Below are 16,357 nucleotides of genomic sequence, written 5' to 3'. Positions count from 1 at the left end.
GGTTCGATGAGCCGCGCGGCGCTGCTTTATTTTCTGACGCGTCCGCCCTTCTTCGCGGCCGCCGCACGGGGCGCGTCCTTCGCGGCGGTCACGACCGGACCGCTCAGCTCTTCCATCCACGAAAGCGCATCGATGTAGGCTAGGAATTGCTGAAGATATTCCGGCGAAACCTCGCGCATCAGCGAAAGCGACCGATGCACGAGACTGCTCGAATTGAGCGGCCCGGCGTTCTTCGGGACTTGCGCAAACGAATCGCGCAATTGTTTCTCCGCGCTGACTTTCGACCACACCGCGCGAAAGTACTCGAGCAGTTCCGCATGTGTTGCTTCATGCACCGATGAAGCCTTCGCGATATCTTCGACGAGCATGGCGAGCGGACCGCGCGCGCTTTTTTCCACGACGCGCTTCGATGCGGCAAGCTCGATATCGCGCTCGTACGCATCGAGCAATTGCGCGAGACGTTCGTCGAGCATGCGGCGCGCTTCGCCGTCGTAAGCGGACGTGCGCTTTTCCAGCCCATCGATCAGATGGAAACTCACTGGATTCGCGCGGTCGTCGCCATTCGCACGCCATGCGTCGAGCCTCGCGCGAGCGCGCGCCGCGTCAGTCATGCGCCTTCACCGCACCATTGGTCGGACGGGGCACGGCGGAAATCTCGACGCGGCGATTTTTCGCCCGCCCGACTTCATCGGCGTTGGAGCTGACCGGCTGCTCCGAGCCGAACGCCGCAGCGAACACCGACTTCGACGGCACGCCCGCGTCGATCAGCGCGCGCGTCACGGTCAGCGCGCGTTTCGCCGACAGCTCCCAGTTGTCCGCGAAGCGCCGATTGCCTTCGTGGACCTGCTGATCGTCGGCGAAGCCGCTGACCATCAGGATTTCCTCATGCGCGTCGAGATACGTGGAAAGCGGGCCGGCGAGACTCTTCAGCACATCGCGCCCTTGCGGCTGCAACTGGTCCGAGTTGAGCGAGAAGAGCACGTTGCCGCTGATGCCGATGCGCCCGTTCACGAGCGTCACGCGCCCCGATGCGAGCGGCCCAGCCAGTGCCTGCTCCAGCGTCTTGCGGCGCTGCGTTTCCATTTGCCGGTGCTTCACTTCTTCGTCGAGCTTGTTTTCGAGCTGCAACTGCACCCCGATCACGCCGACGAGTATCAGCACGAACGCGCCGAGCAACACCGACATAAGATCGGCGAACGCGGCCCAGATCGGCGCGGCGTGCTCCGTGCCGCCGTCGATTTCCTCGTTCATGCCGCTCTGGCTCCGGCCACGCGCTGACCCGCGATATGCTGCAGGTCCTCGACGATCTGCTTCTGCGACAGCATGCTCAGATCGATCACTTCCTTCGCCTGCGCGACGTAATACGCGAGCTGCTCATCGCTGCGGGCAAGCGACTTGTCGAGCGCGCTTTCGATGCGTTCCAGATGCGCGACGAGCTTGTCGTTCGACTCGCCGAACATCAGCACGGCCGCGCCGAACGCATCCGACAGGCTCGCCACTTCGACGGCGCTGGTCGTGACCTGCGCGGCCATCGCGCCGAGTTTGCCCGCTTCGCTTTCGACCGTGCCGGTGAACTGCGCGCCGACGCGTTCGAGCAGCGTCGCGGAGGTGTCGACGAGTGCGTCGATCGCGGCGCGCTGTTCGTTCGATGCGAGATTGACCGCATCCAGAAGGGTTTCCACCGTCGCGAGCAGACGGCTTCGTTCGTCGAGCATCGCGGTATCGCGGACCATGGAATCGCTGAGCTTCTGACGCATTTCCGCGACGACTTCGGCCGCCGCCTTGGGCGCTTCGGACGCGGCCTGCACCAGTTGCCCGATCTCCGCGATGGTCGCACCCGCGTGCGCCCGGGCTTCAGCCGACATCTCGCTTGCCGTGTGCGCGAGGGCGTCGCAGATTTCCTTCTGACGGCTCGCGGCCACTTCGCTTGTGGTCTGCAATTGTTCACGCAAGGACGCCGCCATCGCGTCGAGCGTTTCGCTCCATGCCGCGAGGCGTGCTTCGCCGCGTTCGGCCAGTTCGACGCGCAAGTCCGCATGGGAGCGGTCCACAGCCTGCACGAGCGATGCCGCATGCTGCTCGAAACTCGCGGCGGCCACACTCAGTGCGTTCTGGTTTCGTTCCGCCGCCTGCTCGTTCGCGCGCGCATGCTGCGCGAGCGCTTCGTTCCACGCTTGCGACAGCTTGCCCGTCGCGGCTTCAAGACGTGCGGCGACGCCATCGACGAGATTCGACGAGCGCGTGTCGAACGTCTGCGCGAAGCGATCCATCGACGCATCCATGCGCGCGACGAGCGCATCGCTCGATTGCGCATGCTTCGTCACCGACGACTCCACACCAGTCGACACGCGATCCATCTGCGCCGACACGCCTTCGACGAGATGCAGCGAGCGCTGCTCGAAGGTTTCGGCAAAGCGCACCAGCGACGCATCCATGCGCGCGACGAGCGCATCGCTCGATTGCGCATGCTGCGCGACCGACGACTCCACACCAGTCGACACGCGGTCCATCTGCGCCGACACGCCTTCGACGAGATGCAGCGAGCGCTGCTCGAACGTTTCGGCAAAGCGCGCCAGCGATGCATCCATGCGCGCGACAAGGGCATCGCTCGATTGCGAATGCTTCGCCACCGACGACTCCACACCATTCGACACGCGATCCATCTGCGCCGACACGCCTTCGACGAGATGCGTCGCGCGTTGCTCGAAGCTTTGCGCGAACCGATCCAGCGACACGCCCATTTCGCCGACGAGTGCCGCATTCGACCGGCCGTGCTGCGCAAGCGACTCGCCCCAGATTTCAGCGACCTTCGCGGACGTCGCCTCGAAGCCGCTCGACAATCCTTCGAGCTGACGCGCGACCGCCTGCTCCACGCCGCCATGCAGCGCGCTCGCTTCGCGCGCGATGCCGTCCATGGTCGTCTGCATGATCGGCTGCAGCGCGGCGCTCGCGGCACGCGCGCTGTCGGCCACACTCTGCTTCAGCGACAGTTCGACCGATGTAGCCAGCCGCCGATAGGCAGTCTCCGTCTTCGCATGAAACGCCTCCTGATTCGCGATCTGCGTCTCGTTTGCCGCCGCGCTTTGCTGCTCGATTGCGAGCATCATCGATTGAAGGCGGTCGACGAGCTTCGGCATCACCTCTGTCTGCGATTGCAGCAGCTTGAACGTTTCCTCACGCTGATGCGCCTGCGTGAACACGCGCAGCGTCGTCGCGATCTTCGCGTCGAGTTGCTGCGTGACATGCAGCCGTTCGCGGCGGCACAGCGCGGACAGGAGTCCGAGCATCGCGGATGTCGCGACGCCCGCGATCGATGTGCCGAACGCGAAGCCAAGTCCCGTGACGGGCGCCGCCAGCGATGCGCGAATCGCCGTCAGGTCCGACGCGCTCTGCAACGCGGTGCCGGTGCCGCGCAGGGTCGCGACCATGCCGAGCAGCGTGCCGAGCATGCCGAGCAGCACGAGAAGCCCGACGAGATAAGGCGCGAGCGCGGGCCCGGGCAACGCGGCCCGTTCACCTTCAACGCGCAGGCGCACCGCATTGCGCAGGCTCGGATGCAGGGTATCGAGCCACGATGCGAGACTGCGCGGCGCGGTCGCGAGTTGCGTGACGGCCTGCTGCAGCGTCTCGGTGATCTGCTGATAGCGCCGCAGTTCGGCGGCTCCCGCGAGATAGCATCCGGCGATCACGAGCGTGACCGCGAACGCGAGCGCATTCGAGGCCACGTAGGCGATGCCAATGCCGCACACCGCAGCGAGGCCAATCGCGAAGACAACAATGTTCAGAAGATTTCGGGGCATAGCGAGCAAGTTAGCGGAGGCGAAGAGCCGCGAGCAAGCCTTCGATCGGTTGAAAACGGACGTCCAGTTCGGCGAGCAGCACGCTTTGCTGGTCGCGGCGGAACACGTCGAGCCACGCGTTCGGCGCAGGCGTTTCTGATGTCGCGTGCGCGCTGCGCAGGCGCTCGAAATGCTTGCCGAGCAAAACGGGCACGTTGGCCAGCAGGCTGCGCTCGCGCGCGCTCAACGCCTGCTCCATGACGGCGTCGACCACGGCGAGGCGCGCCATGTCGGGCGACGTCGCGGCGAGCGTCGCGCGCAGGCGGCCACGCAGCGCGCCGATGTCGGCGTCCATCGCCTGTTGCAGGGACAGATAGCGCTGACGAAAGTCCGCGTAATCGGCAGGCGCTTCATCCGCGAGCGGCTGCGCGGGCGCGCGATGTCTGCGGCGCGCCGCCGCTTCCTCGCGCGCGAATGCGCCACCGAGCGACGCACGCACGCGCGCGCACTCCTTCTCCATGTGTTCCATGCTGCGTCCGGCGGATCGCGCGCCGGAGACGGCGGGCGGATCGGAGGCGAGCGCGGTGGACAGCGCGATCGCGTCGGTCCAGCCGAGCCATTGGCTCAGCCGGTCCGCGAGCGACGGAGCGGGTTCGAAAACGTCGAGATCGGCAAACTGCGCCAGCAGGCGCACGAGCGCCGGGCCGCTGAATGCCGTGCGCTTGGGGCCTTGCACGATGTCAGGGGAGGCAAAAGCTCGCTATTTTACCTGTGCTGGCGAGAGCGTCGCCCCGTTTCATGACAGCGCCGTGAAAATCACGCCTCCTGGCCGAGTCAGGGCGCTTTCGCCGGCATGAATGCGAACGGCGGCGTCGCCACGAAGCTTCCGGACACTTCGCCCGAATAAACCTGCCCTGAATCGATGGTCAGCTTCATCACCGGCGCGCCCGGATTCAGGTTCAGCTTCTTCATCGACACCCAGAACGTGTCGGGCCGCGTGGCGGAGTCGAAGTAGTAGTTCAGGTTCTGCTGGTCGGACACCGTGCGCCATATCGTCGAAGAAAGATTCGGCTGCTCGGGCGTGCTGATCCCGAGCGGCACGCTCACCGATCGCATCAGGCTCATCACGCTCGCCACCGCCTGAAATGGATACGACTGCTGCGGCACGCCCGCCATGTAGTTCGGATCGGCCTTTTTCGGAATGGCGTCGAGCAGAAAGGACGTGCGCACGAAGCGATCCGCCGCGCGATTCGTGCCTGGCAAAAAGCCCGAGCCGCCGACGCTCCTCCAGTAGGTATCGATCGCAAGCTGGTCGTCGTAGACGGGCGAGTTGGTCATCACCTTGTACTTCTTGCTCTGATGGATGATGAGCTTGCCGTTGAGATACTCGAAGATGGCCGAATCGCCCCGCGCATCGGAAAGCGAAAGATGAATGGTGAGCGGCTTGCCGTTGGGCAGCGGCGGCGCGATGATCTGGAACGGCTCGCGCGACAGCACGTAGACCGCTTGCCCGACGGTCGCGAAGTTGTCGAGCGCGTATTGCGCCCACAGGCTGATGGACATCGGATCGCGCTTCGGGTCGGGCTTCCCGTAATCGGTTTCGGCCAGATACAGCGCGTTGGCGACGAGCCCGCGTTCGTTCATGCCGTCCACGGTGCCGATCTCGTAGCCCGACACCACCACGCTCCCATACTTCGACTTCCATTTGATCGAACGCGGTCCCGCGTTGCCGTCGCGCTCGATGCCCGCCGGCATCACCCAAAGGTTCGAGCGCATGTCCTCGGACCAGTCCATCGTGCGGCCCGTGATGACGAGTCCCTTGTCGCCGACGTACAGCGCGCGCGTGCAAGCCAGCGCCAGCGACGTGGAAAGCAGGGCGAGCGCGACGAGGCACGCGAGCCTCCGGGTAAAGCGATTCATGGCCGTAATCCTTTCTTGTCGATGATCGAGATCCTGCCTCATCCTTCGTTGAGCGGCGGCAACGCGGGCTTTCTCGCATGACGCGAGCGCTTCGAGGGCATCAGACGATGAAGCTTCACGCGCATCCGGGCGTCGTCGGCCTGGGGCTTTTGATAATGAGCCTCGACGCCCCTCGCGAGTTCCTGCAATGCGGGTTCTTCCTCGTGTGCGAGGTCGTCGAGCTTCGCAGGATGCGCGATATGCGGATTCGTGTCCATCCACCGATACAGCGCCGGCGCCACGCGCTGCATGAGGCCCGAGTCGGCCGCGCGGCGCAATGCGCGCCACGCGGCGAACTCGCCTTCCGCCCGGCGCTTTCGTTCCGCGCGCCACCAGCGCGACAGGCGTTCGAGCCATCTGCGCAGGCGCGGATAGCACCAGACGCCGGCCACGATTGCAAGCAACGCGATGCACGCAATCACCATGTCACGCGCGTTCAGGAAGATGACCGTATGACGCGCGGCGCCGGCGAGCGCATCGGCGGGAATTTCCCACAGCGGCTTTTCGTGCGCCGCGCGCGCGATGAAACGCACGGCGGGCAGATGAACGGTTTCGCGCCGCTGCGTCGTCGTGTTCCACCATTCGATATCGATCGGCGGCAACTCGTAATGGCCGCGCCGGTTCACGACATACGTGACCGTATCCGTGCGCTCGCCCGCGACGAGACCGGTCCGGTCGCTTGCGATATTGCGCGTCGCGGGCTGCTTCGGCGTGCGGCGCAAGCCCTCGATATCGTCGAACCGAACCGGCGCGATCAGCATCGATTCGGTCGCCTCGGCGCGCTGCGTGACCATGCGCGTGATCGTGCCGCCCACTTCGAGCTTGCCGTCCTGCGGCTCGATGCGCTGCGTCGCCGTGAGATTCGGCGCGGGGAAAAACGACGTCATGCCTTCCGCACCGGGCGGCAATGTGGCGAGGAATTTTAGCGCCGGCGTCTGTTGCGCGACGGGCGTATCCATTCCGCCGGGATGCAGCGTGATCGTGAACGCGGGCACGTCGAACGAACCCGAGGTGCGCGGCACGATCCGATACGCGCGGCTCACGCCGAACCAGCGCACGCCGTCGATCGTCTCGTTCATGTTCTGCGCGCTGTCGTCGGGTAATGTGACGAAGGCATCGCGGATTTCGAAGAGCGGCCAGTCGGGCGCGGCGGTGAACCAGGTCGTGGTGAGCGCATCGACCACGAGCATCACCGCGCTGCCCGCGACCACCGGACCCGAAGGTTCGAGATGCGCGCGCAGCATCGTGCGCGGCGCGTCGTCGGCCCATGCGATCGCGCATGCGAGCCACAGACACAGCATCGAGAGAAGGCGGCGCATCATCATGGCGCGCCTTCCGCTTCCTGGGCGAAGCGCTGATGCAGGAAAGCCGCCGGCGACGTGTTCAGGTTGCGCATCCACGCGTCTTCCGACGGACGCTGTCCTTGCACGAGCACCTGCTTGCCTTCCTTGCCCTTCTTCTTTTCGATGTCGATCTGATCGGGCTTGAGCGTCGTCGATTCGTCGCCTTCGTTTTCGTCCTTGATGAGCTTCCGCGCGAGATCGCGATTGGCGAGCGCATCGGTGAAATTTGCGCGGCGCGCGATGGCGTTGTCGTAAGCCTTCACCGCGCCCTCGTAATCCTTCAAGTGCGCGAGCGTGTTGCCGATGTAGAAATACGCATCCGCCGTATCCAGACGCGAGAAGGTTTCGAGCGCATCCGCATAGTCGCCCGCGAGATATTGCGCGCGGCCTTTCCACATCGGATCGTCGAAGCGTTGCGCGGCACGCTTGTAATCGCCGTGTTCGAAGCTGAAGCGTCCCTGCTGATCGTGCGTCGCGAACAGGTCGAGCCATTCGAACGACGCCGCATGCGCTTCCTTCGGCGTGCCGCTGGCTGCAAGCGCAATGATCAGGACAGGCAGCCATTTGACCGTCCAGCCGCGCCTGAAGCAATACAACGCGATCAGCAGAATCGGCAGGATCAGCCAGTAGCCCGTCTCCTTCCAGCGCGGCACGACCTTCGATTCCTGCTCCGCTTCGAGATAGACCTGCGCGCGATGCCGCACCCATTCGATATCGTCGTCATCGGCGCGCATGCTCGCGAGCGGTATCGATGCGGCTCGCGTGATCTTCTGAATCGCGGCGGCGTCGAAGGTGCCGGTGAGCGGATGGCCCGCATCGTCCATCGCGAGTTCGCCGTTCGGCTTGCGTATCGGCCCGCCGTTCTCCGTGCCCACCGCGAGCCAAAGCAACTGATGCTTCGACGCCTTCGCCACGCGCAGGAACTCATCGGCATGGCTTTCGTCGAAGCCGTCGCTCACGAAGACGATCGTCCCCGCCGCTTCATCCTTCTCCAGCATGCGCTCCGCGATCTCGAGACCCGCGGCCGCGTTCTTGCCGTCGCGCGGCATCAGTTCGGGCGCGAGCGCGGGCACGTAGAGATCGAGCATGGCCGGGTCTTCGGTCGGCGGCACGACCAGATGCGCGCTCGCCGCGAACACGACGAGCCCGGTGCGCGCGCCCTTGCGCGCCGCCGCGAGATCGAGCACCTTCTGCTTCGCGCGCTCGATGCGCGTCGGCGCGATATCGGCGGCATCCATCGAACGCGCGAGCTCCAGCACCACGACGAGCGGCGCCTTGTCCTGATCGAACGGCGGGCGTTCCTGCTGCCACGTCGGGCCCGCGATTGCGATGGCGCCGAGCGCGATCAGCGCGGCCAGCGTATGCACCGGCTGCACGCCGCGACGCGCGCCGTCGCCGACGATCAGATGCTCCAGCAAGCGCGGCGCGATGAGATTGCGCCAGCGCGCGCGCACGTCGTTGCGACGCAGCCAGACGAAGGGCAGCAGCACGGCGGGAATCAGCAGCAGCAGCCACAGCGGTCGCAAAAAGTGAAACGCCGTGAGGTCGATGGCCATGTCAGGCCTCCGCCTCTTCAGTGGTCGCGCGACGCGGCGCGCGCAGCCACGCGACGAGTAACGCGAGCACGTGATAGAGCGTCAGCAGCGAGACCGCGAGCGCGAGCGGCGCCCAATAGAACTCGCGCTGCGGCCGATAGACTTCGCGCTTGACCTTCTCGGGCGTCATCTTGTCGATCTGCGCATACACAGACGCGAGATCCTCTTCACGCCCGAGCGCATGAAACGCACTGCCGCCCGTTATTGTCGCGATGCGCGCGAGCGCGTCGAGGTCGACCTTGTCCTCGCCTTGCGTGCCCGGATCGCCGATACCGATCGTATGCACGACGATGCCATGCCGTTTCGCGATACGCGCCGCCTGCTCCGGAGGAATCGCGCTCGCGGTGTCGTTGCCGTCGGTTAGCAGCACGAGCACTTTTTCCTGCGCGGGCGTGTTCTGCATCAGCTTGACCGCGAGACCGATCGCGTCACCAATGGCCGTGCGCGGTCCCGCCATGCCGATGCGCATCGCGTCGAGCAACATCTGCACGCTGTCGTGATCGAGCGTGAGCGGCGCTTGCGGATAGGCGGCATCGCCGAACACGACGAGACCGATACGATCGGCCTTGCGTTTCGCGATGAAGTCCGCGACCACGCGCTTCACCGCGCTCAGACGATCCAGGCGTTCGCCGCTCGCACTGTCGATGAAATCACGTTCGCTCATCGATTGCGACAGGTCGATCGCAAGCAGGAGATCGCGTGCGGGCATGTCGCGCGTGACAGGCGCTTCGACGAACACCGGACGCGCCGCCGCGATCAGCAGCAGCACCCACAGCAAGGGCATCAGCAGGCGTTGCAGCCAGTTGCTGCGCAGACGCACGCCGCCGGGCGCGGGCTTCTCGCCGGCGGCGTCGGCCATTTCCTGAAAGAACGGCATGCGCACCGCGGACGCCGTCGTGCGATACGCAGGCACGAGCCACCACACGAGCGCGGGCAGCGGCAACAGCGCGAACATCCACGGGAATTCAAGCTTCCACATGATGATGCGCGATCCAGTCGCGTGCGGCTTGCGCGAGATGCTTCGCCTGATCCGGCGTCACGTCGCCCAGGCGTTCGGCGGGAGCGTAGCTCGCCATGCAGAGCAGCGCCCCGCATTCATCGTCGAAGGATGCGCGGGTCTTGCGCAGGTAGGCGAGCCACGATGCACCGCTCAGCGCGGCCACTCGTTCTCGCGATGCGGTCGCGAGCGCCGTGCGCTTGATGAGCGGCGCGATCTCGGCAAGCGCGGTCGCGCGCGTGGCTGCATCGTCGAGCTTCGCTTCGATGCGCGTCAGTTCCGCCAGCGCCTCGCGACGATAGCGCGCCTTCTCGTGACGTCGCCACGCGCGCCACGCAAGGAACAACGCGATCAGCACGAGCAACAACGCGACGAGCAACCAGCCGATGGTCTTCGGCGCATACGAAACCGGCGCGGGTAAAGGCAATTCGCGCAACGATTGCAACGCGGCGGGTGTATCGCGGGGAACGAGAGGATCGCTCATATGCCGCTTCCCGGTGCATGGCGCGGCCGCTCGCCGAAGAGCCTGCGCACCTGATCCGTGACAGGCTCGGCCGTCGACAACGCCATCAGCGGCACACCGCTCGCGCGCAGCAACTCGGCGATGCCGGCGGCGCGTCCCTTGAACAGACTCGCGAGCGGTTCGCGCACGCGCTCATGCTCGATGCGCAATTCGACCTGCAAGCGCCCTTCGCTCACGACCAGCGCGCGATGTTCCGGCATGCGCTGCCACATCGGATCGAAGACGAGCGCGGCGATCACGTCGTTGTGCGCCGCGAGCTGGCGCAAGAGCTGCCGCGTGCGTTCATCGGCGCCCGCGAAATCGCTCACGATGCACACGAGAAAATCGTGCCCCGCGATCTGCAGCACGCCTTCCAGCGCGGCATTCAGTTGCGCGTAGTTCGTGCGCGCGGGACTCTCGGCGGCGAGCGCGCGATTCATGCGGCCGATCGCACCGAACAACATGTCGATGCGGCTGCGGCTGCGCAAAGGCCGCACGCGCACGATGTCGTCGTCGCCGAAGACCACGCCGCCGACGCGATCGCCCGCGGCGAAGGCCATCCACACGGCGAGGGCGGCGGCTTCGGCGGCGACCACCGACTTGAACGCGCGGCTTGATCCGAAGAACATGTTCATGCGCTGATCGACCACCACCAGCAGAGGCCGGTCGCGCTCCTCCGTGTACACGCGTACATGCGGCTTGCCGGTGCGCAATGTCACGCGCCAATCCAGATGACGGATATCGTCGCCCGGCAGATAGCCGCGCAGCTCCTCGAAGTTGAGACCGCGCCCGCGCATGCGCGACGCGTGCCGGCCCGACAGAATGCTCGACACCGGTGCGGGCTTGAGAAAGCTCAACCCGCGCGCACGATATTCGAGCCGCGCGAGATGCGCGGCATCGACATACACGCTTCCGATCGAGTCCTCTGCGCTTGCCGCCATTGAAGCGATCCTCCGGAGTTAAGCCGGCACGGCCACCTTTTCGACGAGCCGGTCGATCACCTGGTCGGCGCTCACGTTGTCCGCGTTCGCGTCATACGACAGCATCAGACGATGGCGCAGCACCGGATGAATCACCGCGCGCACATCGTCGGGCGTGACGAAGTCGCGTTCGTCGAGCCAGGCATGCACGCGGCTCGCACGATCGAGCCCGATCGCGCCGCGCGGGCTCGCGCCCACTTCGATCCACTTGCCGAGATCGGCATCGAGGATTTCGCCATGACGCGTCGCATTGACGATCGACACGATGTATTCGTCGATGGCGGGCGCAACCGACACGCGCCGCGCCGCCTCGCGCACCGCGAATATCTCTTCCTGCGAGAGCGTTTCGAAGCTCGCCTTCTCGCCTTCGTTCTCGCGCCGCAACAGACGCAGCATCTCGCACTCGCTTTGCGGCGACGGATAGGTGATCAGCACCTTCAACAGAAAGCGGTCCATCTGCGCTTCCGGCAGCGGATACGTGCCTTCCTGCTCGATCGGATTCTGCGTCGCCATGACGAGAAAGAGATCGGGCATTGCATGCGTCTTGCCCGCGACCGAGATCTGCCGCTCTTCCATGGCTTCGAGCAATGCCGATTGCACTTTCGCGGGCGCGCGATTGATTTCGTCCGCGAGAATCAGATTGCCGAAGATCGGGCCGGGCTGAAACGTGAGCGTGCGCTCCGTGCCGGATTGCAGCAGCGTTTCGCCGCCGGTGATGTCGGACGGGAGCAGATCGGGTGTGAACTGAATGCGCTTCATGGTTGCCGCGAGGCGCGCCGCGATGGCCTTCACCGTGCGCGTCTTCGCAAGACCCGGCAGGCTTTCGAGCAGCACGTGGCCGTCGGCGAGCAGCGCGATCAGGATTTGCCGCACGACCGCCTCCTGTCCCACGACCGCCTCACCGATGCTTGCCTCGAATCGCCGGATGGTATCGCGCATGACTGGCTCGCCCTCTCGTTCGTCCTGGTGTACCGCTCGCTCCACCACGTTAAGCGCCCGCGTGAGCGACAAGTTACTGGAGCGTGGCTCTTTCGTCAAAGCGTCGGATTGGTTCATTTAGCGAAACGGCGGACATGATATACAGCGCGTTTCGCGCTTGTATCAATACCTCGGGTGCATTCGATAAAGCGCTTAAAAAAAGATTGAATTCGAATAACCCTTCGTATATTGATGACACCGGATGCGCTCGAGGCGCCTGCGGAGCACGCAAATGTCGAAGGGATCGACGGGTCAGGAGAAGCCGACGCACGAACCAGGCGCGACGCCTGGCTCGCGCATGCGCCGTGTCGCGCTATGGGGAACGTTGCTTCTGCTGTGCCCCGCGCTCGTCGGCTACGGGGTGAGCCGCGCGATGAGCGCGCATGACAAGCCTGAGATTCGCATCGTGCTGGGCGACGGCACGCAGGGTCCGAAGGGCATGGCCTGGGTGCCCGGCGGCGAATTCCTGATGGGAAGCGACAGCAAGCTCGCGCAGGCGAACGAGCGCCCCGCGCACAAGGTGCGCGTGCACGGCTTCTGGATGGACGAGCATCACGTGACGAACGCGGAGTTCCGAGCGTTCGTCGCGGCGACGGGCTATGTCACCACCGCCGAGAAGAAACCCGACTGGGACACGTTGCGCGTGCAGTTGCCGCCCGGCACGCCGCGCCCGCCCGACAGCAAGCTCGTGCCGGGCGCGATGGTGTTCACCGGCACGAAGGAGCAAGTGTCGCTGCAGGACTACTCGCGCTGGTGGCGCTTCGTGCCCGGCGCGGACTGGCGTCATCCGACGGGACCTGCGAGCAATATCGACGGCCGCGACGATCACCCCGTCGTGCAAGTGTCGTATGAAGATGCCGAGGCCTACGCGAAGTGGGCCGGCAAGCGCCTGCCGACCGAAGCCGAATGGGAGTTCGCCGCGCGCGGCGGCCTCGATCAGGCTACTTACGCATGGGGCGATCAGTTCACGCCGGACGGCAAGCAGATGGCGAACGTCTGGCAAGGGCAACAGCCGCAGCCCTTTCCCGTGCTCAACGCGAAAGCGGGCGGCGCGGCGGGAACGAGTCCGGTGGGCAGCTTTCCGGCCAACGGCTACGGCCTCTCCGACATGACCGGCAATGCCTGGCAATGGGTCGCGGACTGGTATCGCGCGGATCAGTTCCGGCGCGAGGCGTCCATCGGCGGCGTGGTGAACGAGCCCGCCGGCCCCGCGGAATCCTGGGACCCGGCCGACCCCGGCGTGCCCGTGCAGGCGCCCAAGCGCGTGACCCGCGGCGGCTCGTTCCTGTGCAACGAAAGCTATTGCCTGAGTTATCGCCCGAGCGCGCGGCGCGGCACCGATCCGTACAACAGCATGTCACATCTGGGATTTCGCCTCGTGATGGACAAGGACGTGTGGGATCGGACGCATGCTCGCTCATCGATCGATACGGCAGCGCGCTGAGCGTCTGCTCGCGCTCGCGGCGACGCTGCTCGCCGCGCTCGTCATCGCCGGATGCGCGAATCCGGGCGATAGCGCGAGCGCATCCAGCCCGCAGGCGCAGCCCGCCGCGACCGCGGTGCTGCCCTCGTGGCGCGACGGCATCGCGCGCGAGACCATCATCCATTTCGTCGACGACGTGACGCGACAGGGTTCGCCGTCCTATGTGCCGCCCGACGAGCGCATTGCGGTGTTCGACAACGACGGCACCTTGTGGAGCGAGCAACCGCTGTACTTCCAGTTCGTATTCATGCTGGACCAGGTGAAGGCCGCCGCACCGAAGCATCCCGAGTGGCGCAACAACCCGGCGTTCCGCGCGCTCGCCGCCCACGATCAGGCGGCGCTCGCGGGACAGCAGAAGGAAGTGATGAAGCTGATCGCGGTGGCCAACAGCGGCATGAGCGTCGATGAATACGACAGCACGATTCGCGCATGGCTTGGGCGCGCGAAGCATCCGAAGTTTCGGCGGCCCTATACGGAGCTCGTCTATCAACCGCAACTGGAACTGCTCGCCTATCTGCGCGCGAACGGCTTCAAGACGTACATCGTGTCCGGCGGAACGGTCGAATTCATGCGCGTATTCGCCCAGCGCGTCTACGGCATTCCGCCCGAGCAGGTTATCGGGTCGAGTCAGCGCGTGAAGTATGAGATGCGCGACGGCAAGCCTGTGCTCGTGCGCGAACCGAAGCTCGATTTCGTCGATGACGGGCCGGGCAAGCCCGTCGGCATCTATCGCAATATCGGGCGCAGGCCGGTGCTCGCGTTCGGCAACTCGGACGGCGATCTGCAGATGTTGCAGTACACGGCGGCGCAAACCGGTCCGCATCTCGCGCTGCTCGTGCATCACGACGACGCGGCGCGCGAATTCGCCTACGACCGGCAATCGAAGGTCGGCAAGCTGGATAAGGCATGGGACGAGGCGCGCGCGAAAGGCTGGACCGTCGTGAGCATGAAGGACGACTGGAACGTGATCTATCCGCCGGGCGCGGGGCAATGATGACGATGTCTCTTGGGGGCAATGCGGTGTGCATCGCGAATGGAGAGCAACAATGACAAAGCCGAATCTTCGACGCGTCCGGTATCTGACCGGCGCCCTCGCCGCCATCGCGGCCGTCTGTGTCCTGATCGTCCCGCCGATGATCTCGACCGCGCAGACGCAGAACAACGCGAAGCCCGCCGCGCCCGCGAAACCGGCCGCGCAGAACAACGCGGCGCCCGCGAATCAGCAGAATCAGAACTCGAAGAAGCCGAACATTCTCGTGATCTTCGGCGACGATATCGGCCAGACGAACATCAGCGCGTATAGCCGCGGCGTCGTGGGCTACGAGACGCCGAACATCGACCGTATCGCGAACGAAGGCATGATCTTCACGGACTACTATGCGGAGAATAGCTGCACGGCGGGCCGCTCGACCTTCATCACGGGCGAAGTGACGCTGCGCACGGGCTTGTCGAAGGTCGGCATTCCGGGCTCGAATGTGGGCCTTCAGGCGGCGAACGTCACGATCGCGCAGGCGCTGAAGCCACTTGGCTACGCAACCGGCCAGTTCGGCAAGAATCACCTGGGCGACCGCAACGAGTTCCTGCCCACAGCACACGGCTTCGACGAATTCTTCGGCAACCTTTACCACCTGAACGCGGAAGAGGAGCCGGAGCGCCCGTACTATCCGAAGAACGACAAGGACTGGGTCAAGGCCAATGCGCCGCGCGGCGTGATTCATTCTTTCGCGGACGGCAAGATCCAGGACACCGGCCCGCTCACGACCAAGCGCATGGAGACGATCGACGACGAAACGACGCAGGCGGCGATCGACTTCATCCAGAAGCAGGCGAAGGCGGACAAGCCCTTCTTCGTGTGGATGAACACCACCCGCATGCACCTGTTCACGCATGTCCGTCCATCGATGCAGGGGCAGAGCGGCATGCCCGGCAACGAGTATGCGGACGGCATGATCGAACACGACGGCGACGTCGGCAAGCTGCTCAAGACGCTCGACGATCTGAAGCTGACCGACAACACGATCGTCGTCTACACGACCGACAACGGCCCGAACCAGTTCTCGTGGCCCGACGCCGCCACGACTCCGTTCAGAAGCGAGAAGGACACCAACTGGGAAGGCGCGTTCCGCGTGCCCGCCATGGTCCGATGGCCGGGACACATCAAGCCGAACTCGGTATCGAGACAGATGATGTCGGGCCTCGACTGGTTCCCCACGCTGCTCGCGGCCGCGGGCGACACGACCATCTCCGACCGCCTGCTCAAGGGCGCGGCGATAGGCGGCAAGAACTTCAAGGTGCATCTCGACGGCTATAACTTCCTGCCGTACCTGACCGGCCAGGCGAAGGAAGGGCCGCGTCACGAGTTCTTCTACTTCAACGACGACGGCCTGCTCGTCGCGATGCGCCAGGACAACTGGAAGATCGTCTTCTGCGAGCAGCGCGAGCCGGGCGGCTTCCAGGTGTGGGCCAACCCGTTCACGTGCCTGCGCGTGCCGAAGATATTCAATCTGCGCATGGACCCGTACGAACGCGCGGACGTGGTGTCCGACCAGTACTACGACTGGACCACGAAGAACGTCTATCTCGCGCAATACGCGGTATCGAAAGTCGCGCCGTTCCTCGCGTCGTTCAAGCAATATCCGCCGAGCCAGCGACCGTCGAGCTTCAGCATCGACCAGATGACCGACGCGCTGATGAAGAGCCTGAGCGGCACGGGCAAGTAAGCATCGCATTGGTTCGACGAC

At 65.1% G+C, this 16,357-nt stretch carries 14 protein-coding genes; 3 read left to right on the top strand and 11 right to left on the bottom strand.

Translation table 11 applies throughout. The annotated features are described in order from the left end of the window. Window positions 1-26: 26 nt before the first annotated feature. The 11 genes from AWB79_RS04495 to AWB79_RS04445 all read right to left on the bottom strand — a co-directional run bounded on the left by AWB79_RS04495 (window position 27) and on the right by AWB79_RS04445 (window position 12,094). Window positions 27-611: a DUF2894 domain-containing protein gene (locus AWB79_RS04495; RefSeq protein ID WP_061166183.1), complete on the bottom strand. Its 585-nt coding sequence runs from the start codon at window positions 609-611 to the stop codon at window positions 27-29. Next, complete coding sequence (locus tag AWB79_RS04490) at window positions 604-1,251, bottom strand: OmpA family protein (protein ID WP_061166182.1); 648 nt, start codon at window positions 1,249-1,251, stop codon at window positions 604-606. Before AWB79_RS04490 ends, AWB79_RS04495 begins: the two co-directional genes overlap by 8 nt. After that, window positions 1,248-3,800 (bottom strand): DUF802 domain-containing protein, encoded by a 2,553-nt coding sequence (locus AWB79_RS04485; protein WP_061166181.1) that lies wholly within the window; start codon window positions 3,798-3,800, stop codon window positions 1,248-1,250. Before AWB79_RS04485 ends, AWB79_RS04490 begins: the two co-directional genes overlap by 4 nt. A gap of 10 nt (window positions 3,801-3,810) precedes the next feature. Beyond that, the gene (locus AWB79_RS04480; RefSeq protein ID WP_061166180.1) at window positions 3,811-4,518 is read right to left on the bottom strand and encodes a DUF3348 domain-containing protein; all 708 of its coding nucleotides are present in this window, start codon (window positions 4,516-4,518) and stop codon (window positions 3,811-3,813) included. A gap of 95 nt (window positions 4,519-4,613) precedes the next feature. Beyond that, window positions 4,614-5,699, bottom strand: a complete 1,086-nt coding sequence (locus AWB79_RS04475; RefSeq protein ID WP_061166179.1) for a linear amide C-N hydrolase — start codon at window positions 5,697-5,699, stop codon at window positions 4,614-4,616. Window positions 5,700-5,737: 38 nt separating this feature from the next. After that, the gene (locus AWB79_RS04470; RefSeq protein ID WP_061166178.1) at window positions 5,738-7,063 is read right to left on the bottom strand and encodes a BatD family protein; all 1,326 of its coding nucleotides are present in this window, start codon (window positions 7,061-7,063) and stop codon (window positions 5,738-5,740) included. Beyond that, the gene (locus AWB79_RS04465) at window positions 7,060-8,637 is read right to left on the bottom strand and encodes a vWA domain-containing protein (RefSeq protein ID WP_061166177.1); all 1,578 of its coding nucleotides are present in this window, start codon (window positions 8,635-8,637) and stop codon (window positions 7,060-7,062) included. The genes AWB79_RS04470 and AWB79_RS04465 overlap by 4 nt, the downstream gene beginning before the upstream one ends. A gap of 1 nt (window position 8,638) precedes the next feature. Further along, window positions 8,639-9,655, bottom strand: a complete 1,017-nt coding sequence (locus AWB79_RS04460) for a vWA domain-containing protein (RefSeq protein WP_061166176.1) — start codon at window positions 9,653-9,655, stop codon at window positions 8,639-8,641. Further along, entirely contained in the window at window positions 9,642-10,157 is a 516-nt protein-coding gene (locus AWB79_RS04455; protein ID WP_061166175.1) for a DUF4381 domain-containing protein, read from the bottom strand. The genes AWB79_RS04460 and AWB79_RS04455 overlap by 14 nt, the downstream gene beginning before the upstream one ends. Next, window positions 10,154-11,116, bottom strand: coding sequence for a DUF58 domain-containing protein (locus AWB79_RS04450; protein WP_061166174.1), 963 nt, complete (start codon window positions 11,114-11,116; stop codon window positions 10,154-10,156). The genes AWB79_RS04455 and AWB79_RS04450 overlap by 4 nt, the downstream gene beginning before the upstream one ends. An 18-nt stretch (window positions 11,117-11,134) precedes the next feature. Further along, window positions 11,135-12,094, bottom strand: coding sequence for an AAA family ATPase (locus tag AWB79_RS04445; protein ID WP_061166173.1), 960 nt, complete (start codon window positions 12,092-12,094; stop codon window positions 11,135-11,137). A gap of 412 nt (window positions 12,095-12,506) precedes the next feature. On the opposite strand from AWB79_RS04445, the gene AWB79_RS04440 reads away from it, so the two are divergent. From AWB79_RS04440 to AWB79_RS04430, 3 genes are read left to right on the top strand one after another with little or no spacing between them, the layout of a single operon-like run. Then, window positions 12,507-13,577, top strand: coding sequence for a formylglycine-generating enzyme family protein (locus AWB79_RS04440; RefSeq protein WP_232470831.1), 1,071 nt, complete (start codon window positions 12,507-12,509; stop codon window positions 13,575-13,577). Beyond that, window positions 13,543-14,610 (top strand): HAD family hydrolase, encoded by a 1,068-nt coding sequence (locus AWB79_RS04435; protein WP_061166172.1) that lies wholly within the window; start codon window positions 13,543-13,545, stop codon window positions 14,608-14,610. Before AWB79_RS04440 ends, AWB79_RS04435 begins: the two co-directional genes overlap by 35 nt. A 52-nt stretch (window positions 14,611-14,662) precedes the next feature. Then, complete coding sequence (locus AWB79_RS04430) at window positions 14,663-16,336, top strand: arylsulfatase (RefSeq protein ID WP_074169328.1); 1,674 nt, start codon at window positions 14,663-14,665, stop codon at window positions 16,334-16,336. Window positions 16,337-16,357: the final 21 nt, after the last annotated feature.

Origin of the sequence: Caballeronia hypogeia (assembly GCF_001544875.2) — a bacterium.
Taxonomy (GTDB): domain Bacteria; phylum Pseudomonadota; class Gammaproteobacteria; order Burkholderiales; family Burkholderiaceae; genus Caballeronia; species Caballeronia hypogeia.
Note: the sequence above shows the minus strand (reverse complement) of the source record. Positions and strands in the feature narration are given on the sequence as shown.